The following is a 19201-nucleotide window of genomic DNA, read 5'->3' as shown; positions in this document are numbered from 1 at the left end:
ACTCACTTCAACGCATATAGCCTATCTTTCATCTATTCTACTCACAAGAGACTCACAAATTTTATTGAATTAATCTACTAAAATAAAATGAGCTTTGCCAAAACGATCTGATAATACTACTAAACGATCAGAAGGCTTTAAATCCGCTGGTTGAATAACTTTACCAGCTTTTATAAGAGTAGTTTGATCAATATTCATATCAACCATTTCTCCTGCCTCATACCAACGACCTTTCTGCCATTGACTGACACTCTTTACATTGATAACAGCTGGATATGTTGATTTTACTGATTGCAGCTTACCTGCCAGCATTAATGGTGCAACTGGCTTAGCATTATCAAGGATATGAGCAGCCTGAATATGTCCATCTTTCACATAGAAGTAGCCATAATCACCTTCAAATAAATGAAGCTCAATATCAGGGATAACACTATATACTTTTTTCCCATCATCCACTATTGCCTTAGTTGAATTACTTACTGATAAAACAGTATGCTCTGTTTTCTTAAAGACATTTGAGTCAATCTTCATTGCATCATCAATTTCAATTAGATAGCCATCCGCTTGAGATAAGCGACCATAGTATAATTCATGACCTGCTAAGTTCGGAGACATAAAGCTATCACTTGTCACTTGGACAACCTGTGCATAGTGATCACGTGCAGCACCGTCCGAGATAACAAAGGCTGTTCCATAAGCTAATAAGCCAGTAGGTTCGATTAAACGCCCATTGCGAATTAAAATTGTGCCATCATGGAAGTACAGTGTACCAGCAGATTTAAGTTTTAATAATTGATATTTTGTATCCACAGAAAGCATAGGCTCATAGTAAGTTCGTTCGTTATTTTTTAAGACAACAATTTTCTCAATCACTTCTTTACCAAATTGTTTAACCGTAGCATAATATGCTTCACTGCCAATATAGTTTTTCAACTGACCTTTATCAACTTTTGTATTCCCTACATAAATTGGCACCTTTGATGAAAAATCCATCGTTGATAAAGCTGTTGTCGTATCTGAACCAAAATCCCAATTTGCAAAGGCATGTTGATTTTTTACAGTTAATTTATTTGTATTTACATTTACGACTTGTATTTCACCTTTATAAAGATTTTCTACTAATGTACCGGTCTCACTAATGTCTATTTTAGTGACGATTGACGTATTTAAATTTTTAAGACTAAGCTTAATTCGATCTCCTACATAGAGGGCACTAATATCCACAGATGAGGAATTTTTTTGATAGCTTGTATCTTTATTTAGATAGTAGGTTGTTTCTTCCCCAATATCTGGTTTAAACATAATGAATAGTCCATTAGGATCAATACTTGTAACTACTCCAGTAACAGTTGCTTTTTTCGTATTTTGGCCAACTGTAGAAGTAGTAGATTCAGTATCCTTTGTAGAATTAGATGAACCACGAAGTTCAACAACGCTTCGAAGAGAAATATCCGCCTCTACCTTCATTCCCATCTTAAAGCCATCAATGGTAGTGACTGTATTATTAATATACAGGCGGGCATTGTCATTAATATTGTATGTAACTGTACGACCGCCGTCATTTTGTAGAGTGATTTTACTTAGTTTTTTTTCTATTACTCCGTTTGGATTTGCATATTCTGAAAATGTAACATCAACAAAGGATCCTGTCACCATTTGAGTAGCAGCATTGGCTGTTTGACTCGATGAAAATCCAAAAACTGCGAATATCAAAATCAGTAGTATGTATGGAATCTTCTTCAACAAATTCCGCCTCCTTTAAAATTTGTTATTAATAAATAGTATATCGTATTATTGGTAGTTTTACGTCTTCAAAAAGTTACATTTTATCGCATTCTGCTTTCTTATTAGTGCAGCTATTAGACACAAAGATAGAGGTAGCTTTCTATCTTCAAGCTACCTTACCTTTAATCATACTTGAATGTCAATTGTATGTCCGGCTGTTGGATGTGGAGCATCTAACATTTCAACTAACTGTTCTGTATTCTGCTGTTGCATCTCCATTGCCTGTTTTGTAACAGCTAAAGATACGTTTTGCATTAAAGTCGCTTGATTCATGGCAATTGATAAAGCTGCGATATCCATTCAGTCCACCTCCTCTTTAATTTATCGGTCAATTCTTTCATTCATCAAGCGATTTTCCCAATTTTCTACATAACTTTCTCATCAAAAACCTTCGTCCTTTATTGTTTCTTTCCTTATAAATGAAAATAAAAAACATCTACTGTCCTAAAAAATAGACGCAATAGATGTTGTTTTTATCTTCATTCAGCAGAAGACTCCCACCTCTACAGGTGGTGAGATGAATGCGGTTTTAGTTCCTTTTCAGTGGGTGTCCAAACACCTACTGAATAAAGATAAAGCCTCCGGCGGATGTCACGGATTTTCAAAGGAATGAATTGTGCGGGCACAATTCAAAATCCGGACGCAATTACGCCAAGGCGAAATTGATTACATTAAATTTTCAATCGTACGCCAAGTCTCTTCAAAGCCAATTCCTTTCTCTGAAGAAAATACAATAAGTGGATCATTCTTTTCCATATTGAGCGTTTCTTTTACTACTTTTTTATGCTTATCCCATTTACCTTTTGGAATTTTATCTGCTTTTGTCGCAATGACAATACAAGGAATATTGTAATGCTTTAAAAAATCATACATCAGGCAATCATCTGCTGTAGGTGGATGACGTAAATCCACAATTTGTACGACTGCCTTTAATTCCTTGCGTCCTGTGAAGTAGCGCTCTATCATTTTTCCCCATGCTTCACGCTCTGTTTTTGAAACCTTTGCATAACCATAGCCTGGAACATCTACAAAAAACAATTGCTCTTCGATTTTATAAAAGTTCAACGTTTGTGTTTTTCCTGGCTTAGATGAAATACGTGCTAAAGCTTTACGACCAATCATTCGATTAATGAAGGAGGATTTCCCTACGTTCGAACGACCGGCTAATGCAAATTCTGGCAGTCCATCTTCTGGATATTGGTCTGGTCTTACGGCACTAATGACCATTTCGACGTTATGGACTTTCATTTTTCTAAAAACCTCCGTCCAGTGCATAAGCTAATACTTCATCAGCCGATGACACTAGTTTAAATGTAAGTTGCTCGCGTACACTTTCAGGAATCTCCTCAATATCTCGCTCATTATCCATTGGACAAATAATTGTTGTTAAACCTGCGCGATGAGCACTGAGTGTTTTTTCCTTTAACCCGCCTATAGGCAGTACACGACCACGTAATGTAATTTCACCTGTCATACCAACCTCACGGCGTATTGGACGATGTAAAATAGCCGAAACAATTGCTGTTGCCATCGTAATACCAGCAGATGGACCATCTTTTGGTACAGCTCCTTCAGGTACATGGATATGAATATCATGTGTTTCAAAGTATTCCGAATCCACCTCTAGATCACCCATCTTTGTACGAACATAAGACAAAGCTGTTTGAGCGGATTCCTTCATTACATCACCAAGCTTCCCAGTGAGTTGTAATTTTCCTTTACCAGGTGTTAATGATACCTCGATTTGCAAAGTATCACCGCCAACCGTTGTATAGGCTAATCCAGTTGCTACACCAACTTGGTTTTCCTTCTCTGCTTGTCCATAACGGAAGCGATGTTTACCTAAGAGCTCTTCTAATGATTTTGAGCTTACAGTTACACGTTTTTTCTCACCCGAAACAATAATTTTAGCGATTTTACGACAAAGCGTCGCAATTTGACGCTCAAGTCCACGAACTCCAGCTTCACGTGTATAGTAACGAATAATATCGAGTACTGCTTCATCCTTTATAACCACTTGTGTTTTTTTCAAGCCATGCTCTTTAAGCTGCTTTGGTATTAAGTGATTTTTCGTAATTTGAGCCTTTTCTATTTCTGTATAGCCAGCAATAGAAATAATCTCCATACGATCCAGTAATGGTCCTGGAATTGTACTTAGATCATTTGCTGTTGCAATAAATAATACATTCGATAAATCGTATGGCTCTTCGATATAATGATCGCTAAAAGAATTGTTTTGTGCAGGATCTAGCACCTCTAGCATTGCGGCTGCAGGATCTCCTCTGAAGTCATTAGACATTTTATCAATTTCATCTAATAAGAAAACAGGATTAATTGTGCCTGCCTTTTTCATACCTTGGATAATACGCCCCGGCATTGCTCCAACATACGTACGGCGGTGACCACGAATTTCAGATTCATCACGGACCCCACCCAATGAAATACGAATAAATTTGCGATCCAAGCTTTCTGCTATTGATCGAGCTAACGATGTTTTCCCAACACCTGGAGGACCTGCTAAACATAAAATTGGACCACGTAAAGAATTTTTCAATTGGCGTACAGCTAAATATTCTAATACACGTTCTTTTACTTTTTCTAAACCATCATGGTCACGATTTAAAATACGCTCTGCGTGAGCAATATTCATACGATCTTCAGTCGAGTTTGTCCATGGTAGTGAAATAAGCCAATCAATGTAGTTACGGATAACACCACTCTCCGCACTAGCCCCAGGTAACTTTTCATAACGATCTAACTCTTTAAGCGCTACTTCTTTTGTTGTTTCTGGCATACCTGTTTCTTCGATTTTCTTGCGTAATTCAGCTACCTCACCTGTTTTTCCTTCACGGTCTCCTAGCTCTGTTTGAATAGCTTTCATTTGTTCGCGTAAGTAATATTCTTTTTGTGTACGTTCCATCGATTGCTTTACTTTTGTATTAATTTTCTTCTCAAGATCCAGTACTTCTTGCTCATCGTGTAAACGAATAATTAAATGATCTAAGCGCTTTTTGACACTAAGCATTTCTAACACTTCTTGTTTATCAGCAATCTTAAATGGCAAATGTGATGCGATGATATCAGCCAAACGTCCTGGTTCTTCAATGTCAACCACTGTATTAATGGTTTCAGTTGTTATTTTATTTGAGGATTTAGCATATCTTTCGAAATATGTTAACAACGTACGCATTAAAGCCTGTGTTTCAACATCCTTATCAATCGATTCCTCCTTGATCTCTACATCAACAACCGTATATTTTTCCAAAGCTCGATAGTTATTCCAAGTAGCTCGTGCTACACCTTCTACCAATATACGCAACGTTCCATTTGGTAATTTTAGCATTTGCTTGACGTATGCCATTGTACCAATTGCATATAAATCTTGCTCTTCAGGTTGTTCATCATGCATTTCCTTTTGTGTTACTAACAAAATCAATTGGTCCTCTAACATCGCTTGCTCTAGCGCTGCTACAGAACGATTTCTACCCACATCAATATGTAACACCATCGACGGGTATACTAAAAGGCCACGTAAAGGCAATAATGGTACATTTGTTGTTTTTTGTATTGTCACCATGCGGGTATTCACCTCCGTCAAAATTTTCTTGTTCACATCCCGCGCTACTAGTATGTGTCTAAATAGCCGATTCACACTAGTTAATCAAACGAGCCAAAAATTACAACTAATTATTATTGGCTTTATGTATGAATGAATAAAAAGCTGACTGTCGATCTGTGCGAATATTGCACAATCGAAGTCAGCTAAATTACTCTTTATCTCATAACCATTAGACTTAGTCACGTCTGATTGTTATGCTGAAGTTTTCGTGTCGCTACCTTCATCGAGTTCAGTGCCATCTTCAAGAAGCAATTTCGGTCTTTCTTTATCCGTAATTGTTTTTGCAGTAATGATACATTTTTTCACATCTTCACGTGAAGGTAGTTCGTACATTACATCAAGCATTGTTGACTCAATAATTGAACGAAGTCCACGTGCACCTGTTTTACGCTCAATTGCTTCTTTGGCAATAGCTGTTAGGGCACCTTCATCAAACTCAAGCTCAACACCATCTAGTTCAAGCATTTTTTGGTATTGCTTTGCCAATGCATTTTTGGGCTCCGTTAATATTTGTACAAGTGCAGTCTCGTTTAATTGCTCTAGACTTGCAAGTACCGGTAATCGACCGATGAATTCTGGTATAAGCCCAAATTTTAATAAATCCTCTGGAATTAGCTTTGCCATAATGGAGCCTTCATCCACGTCTACTTTGTTCGGATCTGATCCAAAGCCGATTATTTTCTCACCCTGACGACGTTTAATAATGGATTCAATTCCATCAAACGCTCCACCTACAATGAATAGTATATTGGTTGTATCAATTTGTAAAAACTCTTGATGTGGATGCTTACGTCCACCTTGTGGCGGAACACTTGCAACAGTTCCTTCTAAAATTTTAAGGAGTGCCTGCTGTACCCCTTCACCAGATACATCTCGTGTAATAGATGGGTTCTCAGATTTACGTGCAACTTTATCAATTTCATCAATATAGATGATTCCTTTTTCTGCACGCTCAATATCATAATCTGCTGATTGAATTAATTTTAGTAAGATATTTTCAACGTCCTCACCAACATACCCTGCTTCTGTAAGAGAAGTAGCATCTGCAATTGCGAAAGGAACGTTTAAGATACGCGCTAATGTCTGAGCTAATAATGTTTTCCCGCTACCAGTTGGGCCGATTAACACAATGTTCGATTTTGCTAATTCAACATCATCAATTTTACTATTTGTATTGATGCGTTTGTAGTGATTGTAAACCGCAACTGCTAAAGCCTTTTTAGCACGTTCTTGTCCAATTACATACTCATCTAAAATCGCTAAGATTTCTTTAGGTTTTGGAATATCTTGGAATTCAATTTCTTCCTCAACGCCTAGTTCTTCTACAACGATTTCTGAACAAAGCTCAATACATTCATCACAAATATACACACCGGGTCCTGCAACTAATTTACGTACTTGCTCTTGTGGCTTTCCACAGAATGAGCATTTTAAATTGCCTTTTTCATCATTAAATTTGAACAATATGTTTCACCCCTATTCAAGCAACAATCTTACAAGATTATTGAACCTTTATCAAATAAATTGTCTGCATCATTTTACGCCTGGCAATTATGCTATAGATTTTTAAATACTGAAAGACGTATTTAGTTTTGTTATATTACTATTTTTTTGCATAGCCATCAAATATTTAGCCAAATAATTTTATTTTAAAGCGAGTTACTATGCATACGCTTTACTGTAATTCCAAAAAACAGTGACTAGAAATCATACTATTATTGACTCATGATGGATACATCGCAAAGCCTTAAAGTAAAAAGCTACAAACCTTTAATTAGTTACTTAGCCTTTATAATCTATACCATTCACCTAGGCTTAACCTTATTCAGAAGAGGAAGTGTGTTGTCTATGGTGTTTCAAAACTTAGTTCGTTAAGCCTCATTTTGAAAGTTCAGTGAAGCTCCAGCTCTACTGAATAAAGTTAAAATTTAGCACCGTATGAAAAGTCAAACAATACTATGTATTTTAGAGAAGTGGAAGAACCGACAGATTCTTCTTATGGTGAGATTAGTTACATCATCAAATTATTTAGTGTCTATACCTAAAGGGGTCTTGGCTTTCCAACTAAAGAAAGAATATGTGATAAAACAAGGCACGGTATAATGCCGTACCTTGTTTTCTTTTATCTATCCAGTTACAAAAAAATCCTATTCAGTAATTTTAGCGTTTTCTACTAAAAATTCAACTGTTTTTTGAATTTTAATGTCATTTTCTAGAACTGCTGTGCCGCCTAATGCACCTGTAATTTGATCTTTTGTCATGTTAAATTGAGCAGCCATTTTTTCTAACTCAGCTTCAATATCAGCTTCAGTAGCTTCAATTTTTTCAGCTTCAGCAATAGCTTCAAGTGTTAAAGATACACGTACACGACTTTCTGCTTCTTCTTTCATTTGACCACGTAAGTCTTCTTCAGATTGACCTGAGAATTGGTAGTATAGATCTAAGTTCATACCCTGTGTTTGTAGACGTTGACCAAACTCTTGTAACATACGATCAGTTTCAGAGTTAATCATACCTGCTGGTACTTCAAAATCAGCATTTTCAGCAGCTTTTTCTACTAGCTCATCACGAAGAGCTGCATCAGATTCTGCTACTTTTTGTGCTGCAGTTTGTTCTTTAATTTTAGCGCGTAAAGCTTCTACGCTTTCCACTTCTGGATCTAATTCTTTTGCGAATTCATCATTTAACTCAGGAAGAACTTTTGTTTTAACTTCTTTCACTGTTACTTTGAAAGTAGCTTCTTTACCTGCTAATTCAGCCGCATGGTATTCTTCTGGGAATGTAACAACTACATCTTTAGATTCGCCAGCTTTCACACCTGTTAGTTGCTCTTCAAAACCAGGAATGAAAGAACCTGAACCGATTTCTAGTGGATAGTCTTCACCTTTACCACCTTCAAAAGCTTCTTCACCTACGAAACCTTCAAAATCGATCACTGCAGTATCACCTTCAATGATTGCTTCGTCTTCTTTTATTTCAAGTTCAGCTTTACGAGCTAACTGGTCTTGAATTTGTGCATCTACTTCTTCATCAGTTACTTCAACTGGAAGTTTAGCTACTTCTAGACCTTTGTAGTCACCAAGTTTTGGCTCTGGTTTAACTGTTACTTGGGCTGAGAATGTGAAATCTTGACCATGTACGAAGTTTTCTGTTCCAGAGATTTCTGGATAATCAACTGGCATAATTCCAGCTTCATCGATAGCCTTTGCATAAGAATCTGGAACAATGATTTCTAAAGCGTCTTGGTATAGAGATTCAATACCAAAGCGTTGTTCAAACATTTTACGAGGCATTTTACCTTTACGGAAACCTGGTACGTTAATTTGTTTTACAACTTTCTTGAATGCTTGGTCCATTGCTGCGTCTACTTCTGCAGCAGGTACTTCAATTGTAAGAGTACCGATATTACCTTCTTGTTTTTCCCATTTTGCTGACATGTATAAATACCTCCAAATAAATAATCAAGTTTAAATGTTAGACAATTCATTCGTAACTACGATTTTGACAACCATTTTAGTATAACATAGATGCGTATAGTTTCAACTTATTTCATACCTCATGTAGTTCTGTTAGTTTTTCTAACATTTGTAAAAATTCGATGAGTTCATAGTCCATTTCTTGTACTTTTCCGAGCATAGATTGCACAAAGTCAATATAACTATAGGCAATATCATCCGCTTCAAATGGGTGCCATTCAAATGGATATGTTACAATGGCATGCTTTGCCATTAAATATTGTACCATTTCCAATGTTGTTGGGTCTTGCTGTAATTTATTTTCAATTATTTTTTTCACTTCACTGTACTGAGGTAACTGATTTGGTAATACCAAATTGATTGGATTTATCACCATTGTTTGTTCAAATTTTGACACTGTAATATCAATAGATACTTCTTGTTCAACTAATAATATGAGCGCTAAGCTCTGAACAAACGGATGAATAGTTGTACATTCGATAATAGCTTTTAAAGCTGTTTTTAATTGTCGCACATTTGTATCCATTAAACGATGTAACCGGATAGATTGTTCATCAGGTGTAAGCGTACTGAATTTCAGTAGTTCATATTCTTGGTCTTCTATTAATTGTTGTGCATCTTCCTTTTGTTGAAGTTTTCTTGCCACTTCTTGATTTATGCTTTTTAATCGTTGAAATTTTTCAATCTGTTCTAGTGGAAGCACATCTTCCTCAAGCAATGTCGTAATTAACGATTCCACTTGATGGTACTCCTTTAACTGCATACATACCGTAATATATAATTCCATTATTTCCACGTACAAAGTCGTACCCATTGCAAGCAATTGCTCACAAACATCTTTAGCTTTGTTATACGACTTTAATTCATATAAAGCATAAGCATATGCACTTAATGCTAATTCATCTCCTGTTTCATATAAAAATGCTTTTTCAAAGCTGGCTACTGCCTCTTTATATTGAAAATTTTCCGCATATTTATGTCCTTCACGTATTAATGTCTGAACAGCACCTGGAAAAACAACAATATTGTCATGTTTTATAACATGTCGTTTTCGCTTTGTCATTCCCTCACCTCTTTACTACTATTTCACTACACTTTAAAAGGTCGACTCTTCACCAGAATTTGAAATTGAAATGACACATGGTATCCCTCTATCCATAAGCAAACCGATAGCCTTTTCCAAGGTGCAGAATTCTCGCATTTTCCCAGAAGCTTATGCACCACTATGCTATTACAACTTCTTAAATCGCGATCAATGCTTATTTTTAACAAAAAATTCTCTACTTTTGCATTCATATTTTGTAATAAATTGTATTATAATTAATAATAACTATTATTTATAAATCATTGCAGACCTTTGTTTTTCTGCATGTACTAAAATAAGTTCTTCACAAGGAGTGGAATACATGCAATTAATGGATACAGTTAGTGAGTTTGAAAATTGTATCTCTCCAACATTTGAGGCACTATCAATAAAAGTTATTTCATATTCTACAGCGGATGGTCCACAACGAGATTATCCGATCGAATTTGAAATTCTTACTCGCACAAAGGTTGATTCATACGTACAAGAAGCTATTACACATATTATAAGTATCCAAGGTTACATTCCCGGCTCCATTTCAATTGGACATCAACGAGAGTCACTTTTTATTGTTCCCCAAAGTGTACACATTGAATGCAACTATAAACTTCTTAGTATCGACAAAAAAGATATGCAGCAAATTTTACAGCATCCACAACCTAACCTTCATTACAGTGAATGGTTAATAGATGCCATTAAAAACGCAAATATTCTTGTAGAATTAAAAACAAATCAGCGTACAGTTACAGATTGGCCAATTGGCATTAAATCAGCTGTAATCTTGTAGTTAGAGCCAGACATACTTAAATAGGTATGTCTTTTTTTGTGTCTTTGAATAAGTTTATCCTTTTTGTGGCGTTTCTATCATATCAACTTTCTATAGATTCTGGAATTCCCATTGTAAATATGCTCCTATATCACTAGAAAATTTTACAATTTCATTAACTTATCAGTAAAAGGCGCTATTACAAACAAAAATGTTGTGATGATGATAAAATGCTTTTATGGAAGATTATTAAACTCCGGGGGAAATAGCTATGAATATTAAAGATGCATTGAAGTCTTTTTCTACTATGACACTTACCACACGTCAAGAATTTATGATAAAAAATGGCGATTGGTTGTTACAAGAAATGTTAGTCAATATTGGTTCACCAGATGCTGAATTACGGGACCAATTAATATACCGCACTTTTATTGAATTACTGAGTGATAATTTACTGACTACACAGCAGCTACAATCTTTATTTGACACAGCTACTAGTGACAACTACTTATTTTTGAACATAGGGGAAGAAATGAAAGATAGTGTCTTTACACGATCATTTTCCGCATTACTGATTGCTGGGATACTGTCTAAGGATGCTACACTACAAATACTAGACGCCAATCGACTGCAACTTTATTTTCAAAAGATAGGACGGTATTTATTATTAGAGAAAGATACACGAGGATTTGTTCAAGACAAGGGATGGGCTCACAGTATCGCACATGGTGCCGATTTAGCGACCATGACGATTAAACATCCTAAGTTCGATTTACAGCATGCACCATCAATCTTACATGCATTAAAGCTCGTTTCTTGGAAAAATACTGTCTATGTAAACGACGAGGAGGAACGCTTAGTTACTATCATTGAAGCTTTGCTAGATCAAAACTACTCTGAAGAAGCATTAATAGAATTCGTTCAGCAAGCTTTCGATAAATTTGAAATGCATTTAGTAACACAAGGATATAATGAAAGCTTTTTTAGCGGGCGTACATGCACTTTAAATATCATGAAAACCTTATACTTTGCATTAAAAATGAATAATCGATCTCCTCAGCTACAAAATGCCATTTATGGACAAGTTGCAAAATGGCTAAAGCTTGGTGCCTAATTCCTCAGAATTTCAGATAGCAATCTTAGATTTCTCTAAGAATTGCTATCTTTTTTAGCACATATTTTACTTTTCGAGCAAAATATAAACATCCCAATATTTGTATATTCATGAAGTTATATAATTATTTCAACATAATTATTATTCCATTCCAAATTCCACCTTTATAATCATTCCTTACATTGAAAATTTATCCTTTTTTATCCTCAAATCAACTTTTGATGTACTCCTTTTTTCTACAAAACGCAATCAAAATGTTTCACCCTCTTTGATTCCGCGCATATTTTATTACAAAATGACGTCCAAAATGTGAAATGATATTTTCACAAAAAAAATCATTTACTTAGGTAAATATCACAAACTCAGTATTTTCAACGTTTCAACAGTGTTTATTTTACTAAGTCTTAAAATACCAATATTAAAATAATGTTTTTTGTTCAAAAAATGTTCATATTCACCCCCTTCTTACTATTAAATTTATAACAAAATAATTTTTTTTCTGTAAAACGGGGCGTATAATCCAATGTGCAACAACGACATTTGTGTTGATCGATTATGGCACATTGTCTTTAATTCGATTGCACAGATTTATGGCTTTGCAAACGCTTGCACTAGACCAATCAAACACTAGACTCAATGTTTCATAATGAACCATGCCATTGTAAGTACTTTTAGGACTTTGATTGGTACACCAAATAAAAGAGGTGACCTTATTTACTCATCTATTTATAAATGTGAACTTTTACATGAAATTTATGAATAGCCGTTCTATAGAAAGGAGTCAAACATGAAAAAGAAGTTTAGCTTAATGTTCTTAGCATTTAGTGCCCTTGCCATTCTTGCTGGATGTGAACCGCTAACAATTTTAGATCCAAAAGGACCAAATGCTAAAACATTATCAGACACAATTATTTTATCCATTATCACAATGGCCTTTATATTATTAGTCGTATATGTACTTTTAATATTTATGCTAACAAAATATCGTGCTTCAAAAGCACCTGCTAATTATGAGCCGCCTCATGAAGAAGGCAGTCATTTACTTGAAATTACATGGACAGTTATTCCAATTATTATTGTAGCGTTTTTAGCAATCGTTACTGTTAGAACAACAAGTACAGTAGAAGCCAAGCCAGAAGGTTATGACAATCAAGAGCCGCTTGTAATTTATGCCTCATCTTCTAACTGGAAATGGCATTTTAGCTATCCAGAGCAAGGAATTGAGACAGTAAACTACGTAAATCTTCCGATTGATCGTCCAATTGAATTTAAATTGTACTCTTTCGGACCAATTACAAGTTTTTGGATACCTCAATTAGCGGGTCAAAAATATGCAATGAGCGACATGTTGACTACTATTCACTTAGCAGCTGACGAGGTTGGTTCATTTATGGGACGTAACTCCAACTTTAGTGGTCGTGGATTTGCTGAAATGGAATTCGAAGCACAATCAATGACACAGGAAGATTTTGATAAATGGGTTTCAGATGTAAAGGCAAATGAGAAACCATTAACAGAAGAGAAATTTGATGAGCTATTAAAAGCTGAGCATGTTGGTCGTTCAAGCTATTCATCAACACACTTAGAATTTAGCCCTGCTCCTATGGAACATAGTGAACATATGAACATGTCTGACGATGAAATGGATCACTCTGAGATGAACCATGAGAACCATTCAACAGATTCACAAGAAAATTCTAATGCAACACATTCACATTAATTTTTAAAACTGAAAGGAGCGCATCCAATGAGTATGGAAGAAGTTTTCCATCCAATGCAAGAACCGATGATTTTAGCGGCAGCTATTAGTATCGTCGTTGGAGCAGTTGTTATCTTTGCTGGCCTTACTTATTTCAAAAAATGGGGCTATTTCTATAAAAACTGGCTTTCAACTGTTGACCATAAAAAAATCGGTATTATGTATATCGCTGTAGCGCTTTTAATGCTTTTCCGCGGTGGTATTGATGCATTGTTAATGCGTGCACAAACGGCGGTTCCAGACAACGGCCTTCTAGATGCACAACACTATAATGAAATATTTACAACACACGGTTTATTAATGATTTTATTTATGGCCATGCCATTCGTAATTGGTTTAATGAATATTGTTATCCCACTGCAAATCGGTGCACGTGACGTAGCCTTTCCACGTCTAAATGCAGTTAGCTTCTGGTTATTTGCAGCTGGTGCAGGTTTATTAAACCTATCATTCATCATTGGTGGTTCTCCAGATGCAGGTTGGACTGCCTACTTCCCGCTGTCAGGGACAGAGTTTAGTCCTACTGTTGGGAACAACTACTATTCTTTAGCTCTACAATTATCAGGTATTGGTACGTTAATGACCGGGGTAAACTTCATCACGACGATTATTAAAATGCGTGCACCTGGTATGACATTGATGAAAATGCCAATGTTCACTTGGTCAATTTTAATTACAAACGTTATTATCGTATTTGCATTCCCAGTGTTAACTGTAGCACTTGCATTAATGATGCTTGACCGTCAATTTGGTACACAGTTCTTTGCCATGCAAAATGGTGGTATGGACATGCTTTGGGCCAACCTATTCTGGGTTTGGGGACATCCTGAAGTGTACATCGTTATCTTGCCAGCTTTCGGTATTTTCTCAGAAATCATTGCAACCTTTGCACGTAAAAACTTATACGGTTACAAATCAATGGTTATGAGTATGGTTGTTATTTCATTGTTATCATTCCTAGTTTGGGCCCACCACTTCTATACAATGGGTCACGGTGTCATGGTAAACAGTGTATTCTCTATTACAACAATGGCAATCGCAGTTCCTACTGGGGTTAAAATCTTTAACTGGCTGCTGACAATGAGGCACGGGAAGATTCAATTCACAACTCCAATGCTTTATGCACTTGGCTTTATTCCGATCTTCACAATTGGTGGGGTTACAGGGGTTATGCTAGCAATGGCAAGTGCCGACTATCAATATCATAATACGATGTTCTTAGTTGCCCACTTCCACTATGTATTAATTCCAGGAACAGTATTTGGTGTACTTGCTGGTTACCACTACTGGTGGCCAAAAATGTTCGGTTTCCGTTTAAATGAAAAATTAGGGAAAGCTGCTTTCTGGTTTATTGCAGTATGTTTCAACGTAACATTCTTCCCATTATTCATTTTAGGTTTAGATGGTTATGCTCGTCGTATGTATACTTACTCTGAATCAACTGGCTACGGTCCATTGAACATGCTATCGTTCATCGGTGGACTTGGTCTTGCTGTAGGCTTTGCGTTAATCGTGTACAATATCTACTACAGCTGGAAGCATATGCCTCGCAATGAAAAAGCAGATGTTTGGGATGGTCGTACATTAGAATGGGCTACTCATTCTCCAGTTCCAGAGTACAACTTTGCAGTAGTACCAACTGTAACTCGTTTAGATGAGTTCTGGTTTGCGAAAAAAGAAGGTCGTGATATTACGGCTGGTAAAATTGATAAAATTCATATGCCGAACAACACTGGCACTCCATTCTGGATGAGCGGATTCTTCTTCCTTGCAGCATTCTTTGCTGTATTTAACCTATGGATTCCAGCCATCATTAGTATGATTGGTGTATTTGGCTTTATGATTCATCGTTCATTTGAAAAAGATCATGGTCGTTACATTTCAGTTGAGGAAGTTATGGCTACTGAGAAAAGCTTGAGAGGTGATAAATAATATGAAAATCGATTCTTCACTTCCATTAGAATATAGTACAGAGGAAAATCGCCTGAAAATTTTTGGTTTCTGGATTTTCCTTGGCGCCGAAATCGTGTTATTCGCTACACTTTTCACTGTATATTTCACACTTCATACACGCACAGGTAGCGGTCCAAATGGCGCTGAAATTTTTGAATTAACACCAGTATTATGGGAAACATTCTTATTATTAACAAGTAGTTTCACAATTGGTCTTGGTGTTCATGCAATGCGTATTGGTAATAAAAAAGCAATGATGACATTTTTCATCATTACACTGTTATTAGGTCTTGGCTTCTTAGGTATTGAGATTGATGAGTTTGTGACATATGTTCATGAAGGTGCAACAATCCAAACAAGCGCATTCTTATCATCATTAATGACTTTACTTGGTACACATGGTGCCCACGTAACATTCGGTTTCTTCTGGGGTGTTGCCATTTTAATCCAAGTAGCAAAACGGGGCTTAAACCCACAAACGGCTAACAAAGCGTTTATCTTCTCACTGTACTGGCACTTCCTAGACGTTGTTTGGATTTTCATCTTCAGCTTCGTCTACTTGAAAGGACTGATTAGCTGATGAAGGAATTATTCCCAAAACAACATGTGATGGGCTTCGGCTTCTCACTATTACTAACAATTGTAGCTTTAGCAGTTGTTAAATTCGATATGTCACTTAATATGGCATTTGGCATTTTACTAGTAACTGCTCTTGCACAAGCGACTGTACAATTAGTATTATTCATGCACATTGGTGAATCCGAAGATAAGAAAACTTTATATACAACGATTTTATATTCTGTATTCGTAGGTGTTGTCACAATCATTGGTACATTATTTGCCATGATCTGGGGCTATAACTGATAAAAAAAGTCGAGAAAATGATATCATTTTCTCGGCTTTTTCTTTAATATCCATTGATTGAAGAAAATCTAAGTCTAACAATCGCCTTTTCTCTTCATTTAAAACTAACAATAGTTGAATTTTGTCCGACATTAAAAGAAATGACGAAGGGAGGGATGATATAAAATGATTTCAGGTATCAGTTTTCAGACAAACACCGTAAGCCTTACAAAACAAACTTCATCGTCTAAAGGAAGCCTCAAAAATTCTTTTGACTTTGCTTCTTATTTAACTAGTACATCATTAAATAATGCAAATCTATTTGCTCTATCACCTGAGAATACATATGAACAAAGTAAGTTGTATCATAAACCTTTTAAAACACCAACAATCGGAGATTATTTACAAAATAATTTTCAAGCACATCAATTAAAAATAATATCTGCTGCTAAGGAGAGGCTCCAAGCTGAAGTGACAGCCTATGAGTCTACCGTTAAGGATAGCTCTATCACGACTCAGCAAAAGCTTACAACTATGAAAAGAAATAGTGCCATTTTAAGTGATTACTTAAAACAAAGCCAATTAAAGCAGACTATAATTTCTAGCAATGATTTTCGCTTTTAACTTCACAGTGTTACCTGCGTACCTATTTATGATAGATTACACTATTAAAAACGAATCTATTCTCGCGTATGTTTTTAGTGATTATTTGTACCTCCTGGAGCTAATACAGATAATTATTACCATGTGATTAAGCAAAAGATATTGCTATAATTTACTGAGAGGGAGTGTGAATTATGGCTATAGAATTTCAAGCAATTTCTACAACATTGGACATCGCTTATTTCGATGGTGTTACTTATTCAATACCGAAGCAATGTCCACATTGCTATGTCTGGATGATTCCATCGACTATTGATGCAAAAAAGCTATCTTATGATTTACATTATGATATGAATTTTCTTTCACATTCGTGTGTAGGTTGCAAGAAAAGCTTTGTTACTACACATTTCCGTAAAACTTCAAATAACAGCATTACTTTTCATTCTGTATATCCAGAGATGACAAATAAAGCGGTGCCAATGATTATCGCTGAATTTTCTCCGCAATTTGCTAATATTTATAGACAAGCTGCATTGGCAGAAAATTTGGATCAAATTGAACTAGCAACGACTGGCTATCGAATGGCACTAGAAATTCTAGTTAAGGATTATTTACTTGCCGAATTTCCAGAGCTAGAAGAACAAATAAAACAATCCTCCTTGCATCAATGTCTGACAGAATATTTTCAGGATATATCTAATTCTGTCGCTGCCCATGTAGTAAAATCCTTGAGTAATGACTATGTCCATTATGTAAAAAAGCATACTCACGCGGGTTTTGAGGAACTTAAGTTTTATTTTGAGATCTTTGTGAATGATATTGAAACGAAATTAAAATTAAAAAAACCAATTATACATAAAGCAAATATACTCAGCAGCATGTTATAGCATAAAAAGGTGCCTAATTTTTAAGCACCTTTTTTTCAATGTAGGAACATTTACTTAATCTGCAATATTCTCTCCATCTTTATATCTTCCAATAATTCAATTATCTAATGGAATTCGATAGAGCTTATCATCATTCGTCAATGGATTTCCGCGCCCATCCGTATTATTGCTAATGAAATAAAGAAATTGATCGTCTACATAAAGATCTCGAATACGGCCAAGACCTGAAACTAGCTCTCTCTTTTCGAGAGTTTCCATAGTAAATTCCAATATTGCCATTCCTCTTAATGCTGCCACATACAATTTTTCTTCATTATTATCCATTCCTGAAGGAGCCCAAGTTGTATTAAGACCAGATGTAACGATTGGAGCAACCATCCCTTTTCGTTCCTCACTGCCTTCTATAATTGGCCAACCATAATTTTGTCCTTTTTGTATAATGTTGAGCTCATCATTAGCTGAGTTTCCATGCTCACTCGCATACATCTTGCCATCTGATGTCCATGTCAAGCCTTGAGGATTGCGATGACCGAAGCTATAAATATAGGAATTAGGAAAAGGATTATCATCTGGAATAGATCCGTCTAAATGTAAGCGCAGAATTTTGCCTTCAAGTGTAGCTAAGTTCTGTGCTAGCATAGGCTCCGTTGCATCACCAACTGTTGCATAAAGCTTGCCATCTGGACCAATTTTTAATCTACCTCCATGATGATACGTACCACTATTTATACGATCAACTAACAAAATCTCTTCCTTCCATTTGTTATCCTGTAGTGTTAACGTGATAATCCGATTAAACTGTTTAGAATTCTCAACATACGTATAATAGGCATATGCCCTTTTCGATTCAGGAAAATCTGGAGCAAGAACAAATCCTAATAACCCAGCCTCTGAAGCAGTAGAAAGCTCTTTACTAAGTTCTACATGTTGTCTTTCTACCTTACCAGCTTCAACTTTTACAATATTCCCTGGCCTCTCAGATAAATAAAAAACATCACCACTTTTTTGAATAGACCAAGGTGTCTGTAAATTGTCAGCAATAATGTCAAGATTTGAAGTTGTTAAGGCTTTAGCATTTTCAGGTTTTTCATCTTGCTGCTTCGTTTTAATGCACCCTCCAAGAACAAGCAGCAATAGTAGTAACAATAATAAATTCGCTTGTTTCATATCGTTCACCCCTTCATATTTTATTACTGGCAGTAGCTTTCAAAATAAAAAGACGTCATTTAGACGTCTCATGTTGTTGAAATACTATTATGTCAATGACATCAAGGTGACAAATTAAAAAGTATAGCCCTTTTTCAAAACGAGG

The 19201-nt window shown here is 35.8% G+C and carries 16 protein-coding genes; 8 read left to right on the top strand and 8 right to left on the bottom strand.

Annotation, left to right across the window (positions count from 1 at the left end; all coding sequences use genetic code 11):
- Positions 1 to 69: 69 nt before the first annotated feature.
- From AC3WOM_RS09610 to AC3WOM_RS09580, 7 genes are all read right to left on the bottom strand, one after another.
- Positions 70 to 1746 carry a hypothetical protein gene (locus AC3WOM_RS09610; RefSeq protein ID WP_492446454.1) on the bottom strand — a complete coding sequence of 559 codons (1677 nt, stop codon included), beginning with the start codon at positions 1744 to 1746 and terminating at the stop codon, positions 70 to 72.
- Between the two features lie 165 nt (positions 1747 to 1911).
- Positions 1912 to 2085, bottom strand: a complete 174-nt coding sequence (locus AC3WOM_RS09605) for a YjfB family protein (RefSeq protein WP_283869002.1) — start codon at positions 2083 to 2085, stop codon at positions 1912 to 1914.
- A gap of 366 nt (positions 2086 to 2451) precedes the next feature.
- Complete coding sequence (yihA, locus tag AC3WOM_RS09600) at positions 2452 to 3033, bottom strand: ribosome biogenesis GTP-binding protein YihA/YsxC (protein WP_427542081.1); 582 nt, start codon at positions 3031 to 3033, stop codon at positions 2452 to 2454.
- 4 nt (positions 3034 to 3037) lie between these two features.
- A complete protein-coding gene (gene lon / locus AC3WOM_RS09595; RefSeq protein ID WP_492446451.1) occupies positions 3038 to 5362 on the bottom strand; it encodes an endopeptidase La in 2325 nt (774 codons plus the stop codon).
- 234 nt (positions 5363 to 5596) lie between these two features.
- Positions 5597 to 6868 (bottom strand): ATP-dependent protease ATP-binding subunit ClpX, encoded by a 1272-nt coding sequence (clpX, locus tag AC3WOM_RS09590; RefSeq protein WP_427542087.1) that lies wholly within the window; start codon positions 6866 to 6868, stop codon positions 5597 to 5599.
- A gap of 683 nt (positions 6869 to 7551) precedes the next feature.
- Positions 7552 to 8841, bottom strand: a complete 1290-nt coding sequence (tig, locus tag AC3WOM_RS09585; RefSeq protein ID WP_427542090.1) for a trigger factor — start codon at positions 8839 to 8841, stop codon at positions 7552 to 7554.
- Between the two features lie 112 nt (positions 8842 to 8953).
- Complete coding sequence (locus AC3WOM_RS09580) at positions 8954 to 9943, bottom strand: CDC27 family protein (RefSeq protein ID WP_427542093.1); 990 nt, start codon at positions 9941 to 9943, stop codon at positions 8954 to 8956.
- A gap of 343 nt (positions 9944 to 10286) precedes the next feature.
- Between AC3WOM_RS09580 and AC3WOM_RS09575 the strand changes: the two genes are divergently transcribed.
- From AC3WOM_RS09575 to AC3WOM_RS09540, 8 genes are all read left to right on the top strand, one after another.
- Positions 10287 to 10751, top strand: coding sequence for a hypothetical protein (locus AC3WOM_RS09575; RefSeq protein WP_427542096.1), 465 nt, complete (start codon positions 10287 to 10289; stop codon positions 10749 to 10751).
- A 250-nt stretch (positions 10752 to 11001) separates the two neighbouring features.
- Positions 11002 to 11844 (top strand): DUF2785 domain-containing protein, encoded by an 843-nt coding sequence (locus AC3WOM_RS09570; protein WP_427542099.1) that lies wholly within the window; start codon positions 11002 to 11004, stop codon positions 11842 to 11844.
- Positions 11845 to 12631: 787 nt separating this feature from the next.
- Entirely contained in the window at positions 12632 to 13564 is a 933-nt protein-coding gene (gene qoxA / locus AC3WOM_RS09565; RefSeq protein WP_427542102.1) for a cytochrome aa3 quinol oxidase subunit II, read from the top strand.
- 27 nt (positions 13565 to 13591) lie between these two features.
- The gene (gene qoxB, locus AC3WOM_RS09560) at positions 13592 to 15535 is read left to right on the top strand and encodes a cytochrome aa3 quinol oxidase subunit I (RefSeq protein WP_427542105.1); all 1944 of its coding nucleotides are present in this window, start codon (positions 13592 to 13594) and stop codon (positions 15533 to 15535) included.
- A 1-nt stretch (position 15536) separates the two neighbouring features.
- The gene (gene qoxC, locus AC3WOM_RS09555) at positions 15537 to 16136 is read left to right on the top strand and encodes a cytochrome aa3 quinol oxidase subunit III (protein ID WP_313373117.1); all 600 of its coding nucleotides are present in this window, start codon (positions 15537 to 15539) and stop codon (positions 16134 to 16136) included.
- The gene (gene qoxD, locus AC3WOM_RS09550) at positions 16136 to 16420 is read left to right on the top strand and encodes a cytochrome aa3 quinol oxidase subunit IV (RefSeq protein ID WP_004226585.1); all 285 of its coding nucleotides are present in this window, start codon (positions 16136 to 16138) and stop codon (positions 16418 to 16420) included. Before qoxC ends, qoxD begins: the two co-directional genes overlap by 1 nt.
- 165 nt (positions 16421 to 16585) lie before the next feature.
- A complete protein-coding gene (locus AC3WOM_RS09545; RefSeq protein ID WP_492446445.1) occupies positions 16586 to 17023 on the top strand; it encodes a hypothetical protein in 438 nt (145 codons plus the stop codon).
- Positions 17024 to 17196: 173 nt separating this feature from the next.
- Positions 17197 to 17889 carry a hypothetical protein gene (locus AC3WOM_RS09540; RefSeq protein ID WP_492446443.1) on the top strand — a complete coding sequence of 231 codons (693 nt, stop codon included), beginning with the start codon at positions 17197 to 17199 and terminating at the stop codon, positions 17887 to 17889.
- A gap of 96 nt (positions 17890 to 17985) precedes the next feature.
- Here the strand turns inward: AC3WOM_RS09540 and AC3WOM_RS09535 are convergent, their stop codons facing one another.
- Positions 17986 to 19056 (bottom strand): PQQ-dependent sugar dehydrogenase, encoded by a 1071-nt coding sequence (locus tag AC3WOM_RS09535; RefSeq protein WP_492446441.1) that lies wholly within the window; start codon positions 19054 to 19056, stop codon positions 17986 to 17988.
- Between the last annotated feature and the right edge of the window lie 145 nt (positions 19057 to 19201).

The organism is Lysinibacillus sp. FW301-JW8, from assembly GCF_058788755.1.
The sequence above is the reverse complement of the archived record's forward strand: the minus strand, read 5'-3'. Positions and strand labels throughout refer to the sequence as shown.